The sequence below is a fragment of the Nonomuraea sp. 3-1Str genome, assembly GCF_031570565.1.
In the GTDB taxonomy this organism is placed as follows: Bacteria; Actinomycetota; Actinomycetes; order Streptosporangiales; family Streptosporangiaceae; genus Nonomuraea.
This window is the reverse complement of sequence record NZ_JALHBK010000032.1, coordinates 32,273-46,058: the sequence shown is the minus strand read 5'-3', so window position 1 is coordinate 46,058 and position 13,786 is coordinate 32,273. Positions and strand designations below refer to the sequence as shown.

Sequence of the window (13,786 nt, the reverse complement as noted above, 5' to 3'; positions counted from 1 at the left end):
CCGCCGGGCACCCTGGACACAGATCCACCGGAACCTCGGCAGGGAGCACCCATCATGGCCACCTTCGTCCTCGTCCCCGGCATGTGCCACGGCGGCTGGAGCTTCGAGCCGCTCACCGAGCGGCTGCGCGCCCTCGGCCACCGTGTCCACGCCGTCACGCTCAGCGGAGTCAGCGAGCGCCGCCACCTGATGGCCGGCGGGGTCAACCTCGACACCCACATCCAGGACGTGACCGCCCTCCTGGAGGCCGAGCAGGTCGAGGACGCCGTGCTCGTCGCGCACAGCTACGGCGGCATGGTCATCACCGGGGCCGCCGACCGCGCCCCCGGCCGGGCCGGCTCGCTGGTCTACATCGACGCGGTCGTCCCCTCCGACGGCGACTCCTGCTGGTCCCTCGTCCGCGACGAGGAGCGCCGGTGGTACACCGACGTGGACGAGACCGGGTTCGGGGTGCGCCCGCAGCCCTTCTTCGACCCGCGGGCCACGCCGCACCCGCTCGCCTCGGTCCTGCAGCCGCTCCGCCTCACGGGCGACCTCGCGCACGTGCGCCGCAGGGACTACGTGTACGCGGCGGGATGGGACGGCGAGTCGCCGTTCACCGTCTTCCACGAGCGGCTGCGGCAGGACCCGGCCTGGACGGCCCACGCGGTGAACGGCCGCCACAACCTCATGCGCGACGCCCCGGACGAGCTGCTCAAGATCCTGCTCGACGCGGCCTGATCTGCGAGGCGCGCAGCAGCGTGGCGGGGACGAGCGCGGCGAGGGCGGTCCGCCACGGCACCACGTCGCGGGTCCGCGCCGGGGACAGCAGCACGGCCGACCGGACCGCCGGCGCGCCCGAGCCGGACGCCCGTCAGGGACGGTCGCCGGTGGCGATCTTGAGGCCCAGGCCCAGGAGAACGGACCCGACCAGGCGGTCCAGGATCTTCTCGAAGCGGCGATGGCCGACCAGCCGGGCGGTGTGGTGCGCAGTGATCGCGAAGGCGAACTGTCCGGTCAGGTTGGCCGTGGCGGCGATGAGGGTCAAGCCGATGATCACGGGGATCGCCGTGCCGTCGTGGGCGGTGACGAACTGCGGCAGCAGCGCGGTGAAGAAGGCCGCGGCCTTGGGATTGAGCAGGTTGGTGGTCAGCCCCTGGCGGAACAGCGCCGGGGACGAAGCGGGCGCCGGCGGCGCATCCGCGGCCGGCTCCTTCGGCTCCTTCGAGCGCCACGACCGCCAGAGCATGCGGGCGCCCAGGTAACCGAGGTAGGCGGCTCCGGCCAGCTTGAGCACGGTGAACGCGATGGCGGAGGCGGCGAGGACCGCGGAGATGCCGGCGCCGGCCGCCAGCCCCCAGAGCAGCAGGCCCGCCGCGCTGCCCAGGCCGGTCCGGACTCCGGCGCCCCACCCCTGGCGCATCGCGTTCCGTACCACCAGGGCGGTGTCGGGCCCAGGCGTGATCGTGATCATCCCGACGATGGCCAGATAGGCGAACAGCGCCTCACGCGTCATGATCCCAGCCTAGTGTCCGGGTGATCGGCGAGAGGCGGGAATGCCCGAGGGGGGTGGGGTGTTGAGCCGGGCATCAGTTGAATTTTCAACGAACCGGAGGGAATCATGCCCGCCATCACCGCCGACACGCTGACGCTGCCGCGCATCGCCGTACCCGACCCGGCCGCCGTCGCACGGCGGCCCGTGCGGTCGGTGACGACCGCGCCGAGCGGGTTCGAGGGCGAGGGCTTCCCGGTTCGGCGCGCGTTCGCCGGGGTGCCGCAGTCGCTGCTGGACCCGTTCATCCACATGGACCAGATGGGCGAGGTCGAGTACGCGCCCGGCGAGCCCAAGGGCACCGCCTGGCATCCGCACCGCGGCTTCGAGACCGTCACCTACATCATGGACGGCATCTTCGAGCACCAGGACTCCAACGGCGGCGGTGGCACGATCACCGACGGCGACACCCAGTGGATGACCGCGGGGGCGGGGCTGCTGCACATCGAGAAGCCCCCGGAGCACCTGGTGGTCTCGGGCGGCCTGTTCCACGGCGTCCAGCTGTGGGTCAACCTGCCTCGCGCCCACAAGTTCCACCTGCCCCGCTACCAGGACATCCGCGGCCGGCAGGCGGCGCTGCTGGCCTCGGCCGACGGCGGCGCGCTGCTGCGGGTGATCGCCGGTGAGCTGGACGGGCACGCCGGTCCCGGCATCACGTTCACCCCGATCACGATGGTGCACGCGACCGTGAGCCCCGGCGCGCGGCTGGAGCTGCCGTGGAACCCCGGCTTCAACGCCCTCGCGTACGTGCTGGCCGGGAACGGCTTCGCCGGTGAGGAGCGCACGCCGGTGCGCAAGGGGCAACTGGCCGTCTTCGGCCCGGGCGGCGCGCTCACCGTCGCCGCCGGCCCGGCCCAGCCCCAGGCCGAGCCGAACCTGGAGGTGCTGCTGCTGGGCGGGCAGCCGATCCGCGAGCCGGTCGTGCACTACGGCCCCTTCGTGATGAACAACCGCGCCGAGATCATCCAGGCGATGGAGGACTACCAGGCGGGCCGCCTGGGCGTCGCCCCCGCCGAGCGCCTTCCGCACACCGACGGGCCCGTCCCGGGACAGGAGTGACCATGCAGATCGAGACGACGGCCGAGGAGTACGAGCGGGCCCGCCTGTTCTTCGACTCGCAGGACTACATCGGGGCCGCGCGCATCCTGGCCGGGGTGGTCGCGGCCGCCCCGGAGAACGTGGCGGCCCGGCTGCTGCTGGCCCGCGCCTACTACCACTCCGCCCAGCTCGGCCGGGCGGAGGCCGAGCTCCGGCTGGTCCTGGAGCGCGACCCCGCCGAGGGGTACGCGTACCTGCTGCTCGGACGTACGCTGCAACGCCGCAACAGGCCCCAGGACGCCGAGCCGTACCTGCGTCTCCATGCGGCGATGACCGGCGAGTGACGCCCCCGGCCTGAGGAACTGCCCCTCCTCAGGTCACGGGGTCACCTTCCTGGCCGGACCGCCGGGAGCGGGCGAACGCCTTTACGATGTAGATCAGGGAATTGGGAGCTTCTGCCGCCTTGCCAGGGCATGATCCGGAGTTTAGGTTAGGCTTACCTAATACTTCGGAGGCAGAAGCTCCATGTCCGTGCAGTTCCCGCCCTCCGCCGCGCCGCGCTCCGCCTACCCCGCGGATGTGCTCCCCGCCCGGCTCCGCCGTCTCCTCCTCCACCTCGCCGGCTCCGGCACCCCCGTCTCGGCCTACGTCTACGACGGGGAGGTGGCCGCCGAACGGGCCCGCGAGCTGCGGGCCTCCTTACCGGAGTGGGCGGCCGTCCACTACGCCGTCAAGGCCAACTCCTTCCCCGGCGTCGTCGCCGCCCTCGCCCCGCACGTGGACGGATTCGAGGTGGCGTCGCGGGCCGAGCTGGACCTCGCCCTCGGCGCGCGTCCCACGACGGGCGCGCCCGCTCCCGTCGTGGCCGCCGGACCCGCCAAGTCACCACCGTTCCTGGCCGCGCTCATCCGGGCCGAGGTGGAGGCGATCAACGCCGAGAGCCTGCTGGAGCTGCACCGGATCAGCCGCATCGCCGTCGCCGAGGGCCTGCGCGCCCGGGTCACCCTGCGGGTGAACCCCGCGACCATCCCGGTGACCGGCTCGCTGCGGATGGGCGGCGTGGCGTCCCAGTTCGGGGTGGCCGAGCCCGACGTGCCGGACGTGCTGCGCGAGGCGCTGCGGCTGCCCGGCCTGGACGTGGCCGGCTTCCACGTGCACGCCGCCTCCGGCAACCTCGACGCCGACGCCCACGCCGCCTACCTGCGCTGGTGCGTCGAGTGGAGCACGCGCACCGCCCTGGCCTGCGGCGTCGACCTGCGGCTCGTGGACGTCGGCGGCGGCATCGGCGTCGCGTTCGAGGGCGAGAAACCGTTCGACGTGGCCCGCTTCGGCGAACTGGCCGCCCAGGTGGAGCCGCCGCCCGGCGTGAAGGTGCTGCTGGAGCCCGGCCGCTTCCTGGTCGCCGACTGCGGCTGGTACGCCGCCGAGGCGATCGACGTGAAGACCTCGTACGGGACGACGTTCGTGCTGATCCGCGGCGGCATCAACCACTTCCAGCTCCCCACGTCGTGGGACATCGTGCACAACATGGCGGTGCTGCCCGTCGAGAGCTGGCCCGAGGACTGCCCGCGTCCGGCCGCCGCCGGGACCGAGGTGACCGTCACCGGCGAGCTGTGCACCCCCGAGGACACGCTGCTGCGCGACGTGCGGGTGGACCGCGTGCGCGCCGGCGACCTCGTCGTCTTCCCGTACGCGGGCTCCTACGGCTGGGAGTTCGCCATGCACCGCTTCCTCGGCCACCCCGTCGCCGAACGCCACCTGCTCTGAACCTTCCTCGAAACCCTGCCCCCATGCCCTGTCCCACGTGTCCTGTCCCCCCATGTCCTGGAGACCCATGACCGCGCATCCGGCCGACCTGGCCCCGGACTCCGCCCTCGACCCCTCTCCCCTCTCCGGTGCGGTCCTGCGCCGGCAGCGTGACCGCGAGTCGTCCGCCCGCACCTACGCCCGGTCCTTCCCGATCGTCCCGGTACGGGCGGAGGGAATGGTGATCGAGGGCGCCGACGGCCGCCGCTACCTCGACTGCCTGTCGGGCGCGGGCACCCTCGCCCTCGGCCACAACCACCCGGTGGTCCTGGAGGCCATCCGGCGCACGCTCGACAGCGGAGCCCCGCTGCACGTCCTCGACCTGGCGACACCGGAGAAGGACGCGTTCGTGGAGGAGCTGTTCGCCACGCTGCCCCGCGGGTTCGCCGACCGGGCGCGCATCCACTTCTGCGGGCCCGCCGGCACCGACGCCGTCGAGGCGGCCCTGAAGCTCATGCAGACCGCGACCGGCCGGCGCGGCCTGCTCGCCTTCACCGGCGGATACCACGGCATGACGCTCGGCGCGCTGGCCGCCACCGCGAACGTCGCGGTCAAGGAGCCGGTGGCGGGCATCGCGGCCGACGTGACACGGCTGCCGTACCCGTACCCGTACCGCTGCCCGTTCGGCGTAGGCGGGCAGGCGGGCGCGGAGCTGTCGGCGGCGTACACGGAGCGGCTGCTGGACGACCCGGCGGGCGGCGTCGTGCCGCCCGCCGCGATGATCGTGGAGGCGGTGCAGGGCGAGGGCGGCGCGGGGCCGGCCCCGGACTCCTGGCTGCGCGAGATGCGCCGCGTCACCGCCGAGCGCGAGATCCCGCTGATCGTGGACGAGGTGCAGACCGGCGTCGGACGTACCGGGGCGTTCTGGGCGGTGGAGCACAGCGGGATCGTGCCGGACGCCATGGTGCTGTCCAAGGCGATCGGCGGCAGCCTGCCGCTGGCGGTGATCGTCTATCACGAGGACTACGACGGCTGGCTGCCGGGCGCGCACACCGGCACGTTCCGCGGCAACACCCTGGCCATGGCGGCCGGCACGGCGACGCTGCGGCACGTCGCCCGCGAGGGGCTCGCCGGGCGGGCCGCCGCGGTCGGCGCCCGGATGCTGGAGCGGCTCGGCGCGCTGCGGGACGAGCTGCCGGTGGTCGGCGACGTGCGCGGGCGCGGCCTGATGATCGGCGTCGAGCTGGTCGACCCGACGGGGACGCCCGACGCGTGCGGCGCCTTCCCCGCGGCGCCGCGGACGGCGGCCGCGGTCCGCGCGGCGTGCCTGGAACGCGGGATCATCGTGGAGCTCGGCGGGCGGTACGACTCCACGGTGCGGCTGCTGCCGCCGCTGGTCATCTCGGACGAGCAGGCCGAGACGGTCGTGGACCGGCTGGCCGACGCGATCGCCACGGTGACGGCTCCCCGCCTGGCCGGGCGGCCCGCATGACGAACACTCTCCGGCAGGACGGCGCCGCCACGCCCCCACGAACCGACGCCGCCACGCCCGCACAGACCGGCACCGCCACGCCCGCACGACTGCTGTCGCGGGCGGGCGGCGAGGAGCTGGAGCGGGCGGTGCGGGTCGTGCTGGACGGACTGGCCGCCGGGACGGCGCGGCGCGGCGGGCCCGTACCCGCCGGGCCGCCGCGGGAGCTCGCCGCGCACGTCGCCGGCGCCTTCGCCGGGACGCGCGGCGAAGAGGCCCTGGGCCGCCTGACCGAGCTGCTGGCGTACGGCGGGGCCGACCCCGCCGACCCGGCCTGCGCCGCGCACCTGCACTGCCCGCCGCTGGCCGTCGCCGTGGCCGCCGACCTGGCCGTGTCCGCGCTGAACCCGTCCCTCGACTCCTGGGACCAGGCTCCCGCGGCGACCGAGCTGGAGACGCTGCTGGTGAGGGAGCTGGCCGGGCTCGTCGGCTACCCGGGCACCGCCGCGGGCGTGCTGACCTCCGGCGGCACCGAGTCCAACGTCATGGGGCTGATGCTGGCCAGGGACCGCGTCCTGGGCCGCGCGACCGGCGGCCGGATCGAGCTGGCCGGGGTGCCCGGGAACGGGCCGCGCCCGAGGATCTTCGCCTCGGCCGCCGCGCACTTCTCCGTCCGGCGGGCCGCCGCGCTGCTCGGGCTCGGCGAGGACGCGGTCGTCGCCGTCCCCGTGGACCGGGCGCTGCGGATGAACCCCCAGGCGCTGGCGAGCGCCCTACGGGACCGGGCCGGGCGCGGCGAGCTGCCGGTGGCGGTGGTGGCCACGGCCGGCACCACCGACACCGGGGCGATCGACCCGCTGCCCGAGTGCGCCGCCTTGGCCGCCGAGCACTGCGCTTGGCTGCACGTGGACGCCGCCTACGGAGGCGGGGCGCTGCTGTCGGACCGGCTCGCGCCGCTGCTGGCGGGCGTCGAGCTGGCCGACTCGGTGTCCCTGGACTGGCACAAGCTGGGCTGGCAGCCCGCCGCCGCGGGCGTCTTCCTGGTACGGCGGGAGGAGACGTACGCCTCGCTGGCCCGGCGCGCCGCCTACCTCAACCCGGCCGACGACGAGGACGCGGGATACCCCAGCCTGCTGGGACGGTCGCTGCGCACCACGCGCCGGGCCGACGCGTTCAAGATCGCTGTGACGTTGCGGACCCTGGGGCGGGACGGCCTGGGCCGCCTGGTCGACGCCTGCCACGACCTGGCCCTGGCCGGGGCGGCGGCGGTGCGCGCCCATCCGCGTCTGGAGCTGCACGCCGAGCCGGTGCTGACCGCCTTCCTGTTCCGCTACCTGCCCGCGGACCCGGCCCGCGCGGACCAGGTCAACGCCGCCCTGCGCCGCCGGCTGCTGCGCGAGGGGCGCGCGGTGATCGGCCGCACCGAGCTGCCCGCCGATGGGCCGCCCGGCGACGGGCCGGGGCGTGTCCGGCTGAAGCTGACGCTGCTGAACCCGTACACGACGGCCGCCGAGGTGGAGCGGCTGGTACATGTGGTGGCCGCGGCCGGCGAGGCCGAGGAGGCGGTGCTGTGAGCGCCGCCGAACCGCTCGACCACCCCGACGCGTCGCGGGCCGGGGAGGCGGCCGCGACGGAGACGCTGCTGCGGGCGTACGTGCGCGACCTGGCGATCCCGGTGCCCGCCGCCGAGGAGGAGCTGATCCTGGACTTCCCGGCGACCGGGGTGCGGCTGCGCGTCCCCGTACGGCACCGCTCCCCGACCGGCTGGCACCGCTTCGGCGAGCCGCTCCTGGCCGGCGGCGCCCCTGAGACCGCGGCCATGGAAACCGCGGCCCCGGAGACGGCGACCTCGGAGACGGCGGCCCGGGCCGGGGCGACCCAAGCCGGGGTGGCGCCGGCCGGGGTGGCGCTGGTGGCGGCCGTCGTGGTGCGGGAGACGGCCGTGCTCGCGGGGCTGCCCGCGCACCGGGTGTCCGACGCCACCGCCCGCGTGCTGGACTCCGCGCGCCGCACCACCGCCCATCTGGCCGCGCGCCGCGCCGAGGGGCCGGACGCGCCGGAGGCGGCCGGGTTCCTCGACGCGGAGCAGGCGCTGCTGCTGGGCCACCCGTTCCATCCCGCGCCCAAGAGCCGTGAGGAGGCGTCCACCGGCGACCTGGCCGAGTACTCGCCCGAGCTGCGCGGCTCGTTCCCGCTGCACTGGTTCGCCGCCGCGCCCGGCGTCGTGACCGGCGAGAGCGGGGGCGGCGGCATCGATGAGAGCCGGGGCGCCCCGGCCGAGCTGTGCCGGCGGATCGCCCCGGCCGGGCTCGACCTGCCGGAGGGCTGGGTGCCCGTGCCCGCCCACCCGTGGCAGGCGCGCGAGGTGCTGCGCCGCCCGCGGATCGCGGCCCTGGTCGAGGCGGGGCTGCTGCGGCCGCTCGGGCCCGCCGGCCCGGCCTGGCATCCGACCTCCTCGGTCCGGACGGTGTACCGGGCGGACGCGGAGGCGATGCTGAAGCTGTCGCTCGGCATGCGGATCACCAACTCCCGCCGCGAGAACCTGCGCGGCGAGCTGCGTCTCGGCGTCCGGGCCGCCCGCCTGCTGGCGGCCGGGCCGGCGGAGTGGCTGCGCGCCGAGCACCCCGCGTTCGGCGTCCTGCGCGACTTCGCCTGGGTGTCGGTGGGCACGGACGACTCAGGCGCGGAGAGCGGGCTGGAGACGGCGATCCGCGACAACCCCTTCCGGACCGGCGCGGATCGGGCGCTGTGCGTCGCCGGGCTGATCGCGGAGCGCACCGGGCCGGGCGACGGCTCGCCACCGCGCCACCGCGCGCTGCTGTCCGCCGCCGTCGGCCGAGCCGCCCGCGCGCTCGGCCTGTCCACCGCCGAGGCGTCCGCGCTCTGGCTGGCCCGCTACCTCGACGTGCTGGCCGTCCCGCTCATCCGGCTCCAGGCCAGGTACGGCGTCGCCCTGGAGCCGCACCACCAGAACACCCTGGTGGCGCTCGACGCCGACGGCCTGCCCCGGGCCGGCTGGTACCGCGACAGCCAGGGCTACTACGTGGCCGCCTCCCGCGCCGGCGAGCTGGAGCGGCTGGTGCCGGGCCTGGCCGACGGCGTGGACCTGGTCTTCGACGACGCGTTCGTGGACGAGCGGGTCGCCTACTACCTGGGCATCGGCAACCTGCTGGGCCTGGTCGGCGCGTTCGGCGCGCTGGGCCTGGCCGCCGAGGAGGACCTGCTGCGGGTGGCGCGCGCGGCGCTGGAGCGGCTGCGCGCGGCCGAGCCCGGCGCCAAGGGCCTGCTCGGGCTGCTGCTCGACGCGCCGTCACTGCGCTGCAAGGCCAACCACCTCACCTGCGTGGACGGCCGGGACGAGCTCACCGGCGACGTCCACTCCCAGTCCGTCTACATCGACCTTCCCAACCCCCTCTCGGAGGTGCAGCGGTGACCGCCCCCTACGATCTGGCCGGTGTCGGCATAGGCCCGTTCAACCTGTCGCTGGCCGCCCTGTGCGACGGCGTGCCCGGCATGCGGACCCTCTTCCTCGACGCCAAGCCGGCCTTCTCGTGGCACCCCGGCCTGCTGGTGGAGGGCACGGTCCTGCAGGTGCCCTTCCTGGCGGACCTGGTCACCATGGCCGACCCGACGAGCCCCTGGTCGTTCCTGAACTATCTGCGCCGGCACGACCGGATGTTCCCGTTCTTCTTCTCCGAGCGCTTCCACATCCCGCGCCGCGAGTACGACCACTACTGCCGGTGGGTGGCCGAGCGGCTGCCGTCGTGCCGGTTCGACGCCGAGGTCACCGCCGTGGAGTGGGACGGGACGGCCGGGGCGTTCGCGCTGACGTACCGATCGGCCGCGGGAGTGGTCTCCCGCGTCCTGGCCCGGCAGGTGGTGCTGGGCGTGGGCACCTCCCCGGTCGTGCCGGAGCCGCTGCGCCCGCTGCTGGGCGAGGCGCACGCCGGGCGGGTGCTGCACAGCGCCGACTACCGGGCCCACCGGTCCCGGCTGGCCGCCGCGCCCGACGTCACCGTGGTCGGCGCCGGGCAGTCGGGCGCCGAGGTCGTGCTCGACCTGCTGCGCCGCCAGGACGGCCGGGGGCGCGGCGGGCCGTACGTGCGCTGGCTGGCCCGTACCCCGGCGTTCGCCCCCATGGAGTACTCGAAGCTGGGTCTGGAGCACTTCACCCCCGACTACGTGCGGTACTTCCGCCACCTGCCCGAGGCGGACCGCGAGCGGCTCGTCCGCGAGCAGTGGCAGCTCTACAAGGGCGTCAGCGCGGAGACGCTCGGCGACATCCACGACGAGCTGTACGAGCGGACCATCGGCGGCGCCGAGCCCCGCGCGGCGCTCCACCCGGGGGTCGAGGTGGTGGAGGCGTCCGAACGTGACGGCGGCTACGTGCTCGGCTGCCGGCACGCGGAGCACGGCACGTCGTTCGAGGTGCGGACGTCGGCCGTGGTGCTGGCCACCGGGTACGCGGCGGCCCGGCCCGCGTTCCTGGAGCCGATGGCCGAGCTGGTCGACTGGGACGACCGGGGCCGCTACCAGGTGGACGGCGATTACCGGGTGGCGCTCGACCCGAGGGTGCCGGGGGCGCTGTACGTCCAGAACGCGGAGCTGCACACGCACGGGGTCGGCGCGCCGGACCTGACCCTGGGAGCGTGGCGGGCGGCGACGATCCTCAACGCGGCGGCCGGGCGGACCGTGGTGCCGCTGCCCTCCCGGACCGCCTGGACCACCTTCGGCGCGCCGGAGCCGGCACCCCCGGCGGATCCCGGGTCGCCGGTGCTCGCCCGGTCCGAGGAGGGCGGCCGATGAGCGGGGACGAGCACGGCGCCTGGCGGCGGGCGTGGGCGGAGGCCGGACGCCGGCTGCTGGTCAAGGCAGTGGAGGAGTTCGCGTACGAGGAGCTGCTGGTGCCGCTGGCCGGGCCCGGGCCGGACGAGTACCGGCTGGAGCTGGGAGGCGGGGTCCGGTGGACGTTCCGGGCGGCGCGCGGGTCGTTCGGCTCCTGGCGGGTCGAGCCCGGGACGCTTCGCCGCCCCCCCGCCGGTGACGGCGTGGCCGGGCCGGAGCTGCTGCTGCTCGACGCCCGTGCCGTCCTCGGCTGGGACGGGCCCACCACCGCCGAGGCGCTGCGCGAGCTGACCGCCACCCGCCGGGCCGAGGCGGAGACCCTGTCCCGCGCGCTGCCCGCCGCCGAGCTGGCCGACCTGGACCACCTCGACCTGGAGGCGCACCAGCACGGGCATCCCTGCATGCTGCTGAACAAGGGCCGGCTCGGGTTCGCCGCCTCCGACGCCGCCGCCTACGCCCCCGAGGCCGCCGGGGCGGTGCGGCTGAGGTGGGCGGCCGTGCACTCCTCGCTCGCCGCGTACTCCGGCGTGCCGGGGCTGGACGCGGCGACGCTGCTGGCGCAGGAGCTGGACGAGGCGGTCCGCAAGGAGTTCGCCGTGGCGCTGGAGGAGGCGGCGGCGCGCAGCGGGCTGGACCCGGCCGCGTTCACCTGGCTGCCCGTCCACCCGTTCCACTGGGACGAGGCGGTCGAGCCGCTGTTCGCCCCGTACCTGGCCGACGGCCGGATCGTGCCGCTCGGCGAGGGCCCGGACCGCTACCGGCCGCTCCAGTCCATCCGGACGCTGGCCAACCTGGACCGCCCCGGGCGGCGCAACGTCAAGGTGCCGCTGCTCATCCGCAACACGCTGGTCTGGCGCGGCCTGTCCACGGAGCCGACACGGTCCGCGCCCGATGTCAGCGCCTGGCTGCTGGCGCTGCGCGAAGCCGACCCGTACCTGCGTGACGAGCTGCGCTTCCATCCGCTGGGCGAGGTCGCGGCCGTGGCCGTGCGCCATCCGCTGTACGCGGCCGTGCCCGACGCCCCGTACCGCTACCACGAGCTGCTCGGCGCGGTGTGGCGCGAGCCGGTGACCGGGGTGCTGCGCGACGGCGAGCGGGCGCGGACCATGGCGGCGCTGCTCACGGTCGGCTCGGACGGCCGCGCGCTGGCCGCCGAGCTGGCCGGGCGCTCCGGCCTCGCGCCGCGCGACTGGCTGGCCCGGCTCTTCTCGGCGCTGCTGCCCGGCCTGCTCCATCACCTCTACCGGTACGGCGTGGCGTTCTGCCCGCACGGCGAGAACACGGTGATCCTCTACGACGCCGCCGACGTGCCCGTGGGGGTGGCGGTGAAGGACTTCGCCGAGGACGTGAACCTGCTGCCCGAGGACCTGCCCGCCTACGCCGGTCTGTCCGCGCGGGCCCGGGAGGTGCTGCTGCGCTGGCCCGCGGGCGAGCTGGCGCACTCGCTGCTCAGCGCCGTGTTCGCCGGCCATTTCCGGTTCTTCGCGCCGCTGGCCGAGGAGCACCTGGGCGTTCCGGAGCGGGAGTTCTGGCGGATGGCGCGGGAGGAGATCGAGCGCCACCACGCGCGCTTCCCCGAGGACGCCGGCCGGGCGGAGGCGTTCGGGCTGCTGGCGCCCTCCTTCGACCGGGTGGCGCTCAACCGCGAACAGCTCCTCGGCGGTGGCTTCCACGACCGGGCCGAGCGCGACGAGGGCTTCGACGTCGTCCACGGCACGGTTCCCAACCCCCTCGCCGCTCCTGCCTCCAGGGAGGACCGATGACCACGCTCACGTACGAACGGCTGCGCCAGGAGGCCGAGGCCGGGCAGGTGGAGGAGGTGATCGTCGCCGTCCCCGACCTGCAGGGGCGGCTGCAGGGCAGCCGCCTGTCGGTGCCGTACTTCCTGGAGGAGGTGGCGCGGCACGGTTTCGGCGCGTGCGTCTACCTGCTGGCCGCCGACGTGGAGATGAACACCGGGCCGGGGTACGCGATCGACGCCTGGGACTCGGGCTTCGGCGACCTCGTGCTGCGGCCCGATCCGGGGACGCTGCGGCTCCTGCCGTGGGACCCCGGCACGGCGCTGGTCGTCGCCGACGCCGTCTGGCCGGGCGGGGAGCCGGTCGAGGTGGCGCCCCGCCGGGTGCTCCGGGCACAGCTCGACCGGCTCGCCGAGCACGGCCTGGTCGCGCTGGCCGGCACCGAGCTGGAGTTCCTCGTGTTCCGCGGCTCGTACCGCGACGCCTGGGAGCGCCGCTACCACGGCCTGGAGACCGGCACCCGCTACAACGTCGACTACGCGCTGCACGGGCTGTCCGACGTCGAGCCGGTGGTGCGCCGGATCCGCCGCGAGATGGTCCGCGCCGGGCTGCCGATGGAGACGGCCCGCGGCGAGTGCCACGCCGGGCAGTACGAGATCGTGTTCCGCTACGACGAGGCGATGGCCACCTGCGACAAGCACGTCCTGTTCAAGAACGGCGCCAGGCGGATCGCGGAGCAGGAGGGGGTGGCGCTCACGTTCATGCCCAAGTTCGACGAGGGCGAGGGCAACTCCTGCCACGTGCACCTGTCGCTGCGCGGGACGGACGGCTCGCCGGTGTTCGCGGACGAGAGCGCCGGCGACGGCGGCATGTCGGCGCTGTTGCGGCACTTCGTCGCCGGGCAGCTCGCCTGCCTGCCGGAGCTGACGCTGCTCATGGCGCCGAACGTCAACTCCTACAAGCGGCTGCGGCCCGGCGCGTTCGCTCCCACCGGGATCGCGTGGGGCAGGGACAACCGTACGTGCCCGATCCGGGTCGTCGGCTCCGGCCCCTCCCTGCGCCTGGAGCACCGGGTGCCCGGCGGCGACGCCAACCCGTACCTCGCCGTGGCCGCGATGATCGCGGCCGGCCTGTACGGGATCGAGAACCGGCTGCCGCTCCCCGCCCCGCACGCCGGCAACGCGCTGGCCGACCCGTCGGTGCCGCGCCTGCCCGCGACGCTGGGCGAGGCGCTGCGCCGCTGGGAGGAGGGCGGCCTGGCGGCCAAGCTGTTCGGCGACGCGGTGGCCGGCCACTACGCCGCGGCGGCGCGGGCCGAGCTGGCCGCGTTCGAGTCGGCGGTCACCGACTGGGAGCGGGTGCGCGGCTTCGAACGCCTGTGATCCAGCTTGGCCGGTGCTCCAGGAGGGGCGCCGG

General features: G+C 75.3%; 11 protein-coding genes. 10 read left to right on the top strand and 1 reads right to left on the bottom strand.

Annotated features, from left to right (window positions below; all coding sequences use genetic code 11):
- Positions 1 to 54 precede the first annotated feature (54 nt).
- On the top strand, positions 55 to 720 hold the full coding sequence (locus MTP10_RS35400; protein WP_310715303.1) for an alpha/beta fold hydrolase: 666 nt from the start codon (positions 55 to 57) through the stop codon (positions 718 to 720).
- Positions 721 to 853: 133 nt separating this feature from the next.
- Here the strand turns inward: MTP10_RS35400 and MTP10_RS35395 are convergent, their stop codons facing one another.
- Positions 854 to 1,495, bottom strand: a complete 642-nt coding sequence (locus MTP10_RS35395; RefSeq protein WP_310715302.1) for a LysE family translocator — start codon at positions 1,493 to 1,495, stop codon at positions 854 to 856.
- Between the two features lie 105 nt (positions 1,496 to 1,600).
- Here MTP10_RS35395 and MTP10_RS35390 point away from each other — a divergent pair, with 105 nt between their 5' ends.
- The 9 genes from MTP10_RS35390 to MTP10_RS35350 all read left to right on the top strand — a co-directional run bounded on the left by MTP10_RS35390 (position 1,601) and on the right by MTP10_RS35350 (position 13,752).
- Positions 1,601 to 2,590 carry a pirin family protein gene (locus tag MTP10_RS35390; protein ID WP_310715301.1) on the top strand — a complete coding sequence of 330 codons (990 nt, stop codon included), beginning with the start codon at positions 1,601 to 1,603 and terminating at the stop codon, positions 2,588 to 2,590.
- A 2-nt stretch (positions 2,591 to 2,592) separates the two neighbouring features.
- Positions 2,593 to 2,913 (top strand): tetratricopeptide repeat protein, encoded by a 321-nt coding sequence (locus tag MTP10_RS35385; RefSeq protein ID WP_310715300.1) that lies wholly within the window; start codon positions 2,593 to 2,595, stop codon positions 2,911 to 2,913.
- A 181-nt stretch (positions 2,914 to 3,094) separates the two neighbouring features.
- A complete protein-coding gene (locus MTP10_RS35380; RefSeq protein WP_310715299.1) occupies positions 3,095 to 4,336 on the top strand; it encodes a hypothetical protein in 1,242 nt (413 codons plus the stop codon).
- Between the two features lie 67 nt (positions 4,337 to 4,403).
- Positions 4,404 to 5,807, top strand: a complete 1,404-nt coding sequence (locus MTP10_RS35375; protein WP_310715297.1) for a diaminobutyrate--2-oxoglutarate transaminase family protein — start codon at positions 4,404 to 4,406, stop codon at positions 5,805 to 5,807.
- On the top strand, positions 5,804 to 7,360 hold the full coding sequence (locus MTP10_RS35370; protein ID WP_310715296.1) for a pyridoxal-dependent decarboxylase: 1,557 nt from the start codon (positions 5,804 to 5,806) through the stop codon (positions 7,358 to 7,360). The genes MTP10_RS35375 and MTP10_RS35370 overlap by 4 nt, the downstream gene beginning before the upstream one ends.
- The gene (locus tag MTP10_RS35365; protein ID WP_310715295.1) at positions 7,357 to 9,219 is read left to right on the top strand and encodes an IucA/IucC family protein; all 1,863 of its coding nucleotides are present in this window, start codon (positions 7,357 to 7,359) and stop codon (positions 9,217 to 9,219) included. Before MTP10_RS35370 ends, MTP10_RS35365 begins: the two co-directional genes overlap by 4 nt.
- On the top strand, positions 9,216 to 10,592 hold the full coding sequence (locus MTP10_RS35360; RefSeq protein WP_310715294.1) for a SidA/IucD/PvdA family monooxygenase: 1,377 nt from the start codon (positions 9,216 to 9,218) through the stop codon (positions 10,590 to 10,592). Before MTP10_RS35365 ends, MTP10_RS35360 begins: the two co-directional genes overlap by 4 nt.
- Positions 10,589 to 12,394 (top strand): IucA/IucC family protein, encoded by a 1,806-nt coding sequence (locus tag MTP10_RS35355; RefSeq protein ID WP_310715293.1) that lies wholly within the window; start codon positions 10,589 to 10,591, stop codon positions 12,392 to 12,394. Before MTP10_RS35360 ends, MTP10_RS35355 begins: the two co-directional genes overlap by 4 nt.
- Entirely contained in the window at positions 12,391 to 13,752 is a 1,362-nt protein-coding gene (locus tag MTP10_RS35350; RefSeq protein ID WP_310715291.1) for a glutamine synthetase family protein, read from the top strand. Before MTP10_RS35355 ends, MTP10_RS35350 begins: the two co-directional genes overlap by 4 nt.
- The last annotated feature ends 34 nt before the right edge of the window (positions 13,753 to 13,786 follow it).

Coding starts and splice junctions, on each gene's coding strand:
- MTP10_RS35400 (WP_310715303.1), top strand. CDS start 55: ATGGCCACCTTCGTCCTCGTCCCCGGCATGTGCCACGGCGGCTGGAGC.
- MTP10_RS35395 (WP_310715302.1), bottom strand. CDS start 1,495: ATGACGCGTGAGGCGCTGTTCGCCTATCTGGCCATCGTCGGGATGATC.
- MTP10_RS35390 (WP_310715301.1), top strand. CDS start 1,601: ATGCCCGCCATCACCGCCGACACGCTGACGCTGCCGCGCATCGCCGTA.
- MTP10_RS35385 (WP_310715300.1), top strand. CDS start 2,593: ATGCAGATCGAGACGACGGCCGAGGAGTACGAGCGGGCCCGCCTGTTC.
- MTP10_RS35380 (WP_310715299.1), top strand. CDS start 3,095: ATGTCCGTGCAGTTCCCGCCCTCCGCCGCGCCGCGCTCCGCCTACCCC.
- MTP10_RS35375 (WP_310715297.1), top strand. CDS start 4,404: ATGACCGCGCATCCGGCCGACCTGGCCCCGGACTCCGCCCTCGACCCC.
- MTP10_RS35370 (WP_310715296.1), top strand. CDS start 5,804: ATGACGAACACTCTCCGGCAGGACGGCGCCGCCACGCCCCCACGAACC.
- MTP10_RS35355 (WP_310715293.1), top strand. CDS start 10,589: ATGAGCGGGGACGAGCACGGCGCCTGGCGGCGGGCGTGGGCGGAGGCC.
- MTP10_RS35350 (WP_310715291.1), top strand. CDS start 12,391: ATGACCACGCTCACGTACGAACGGCTGCGCCAGGAGGCCGAGGCCGGG.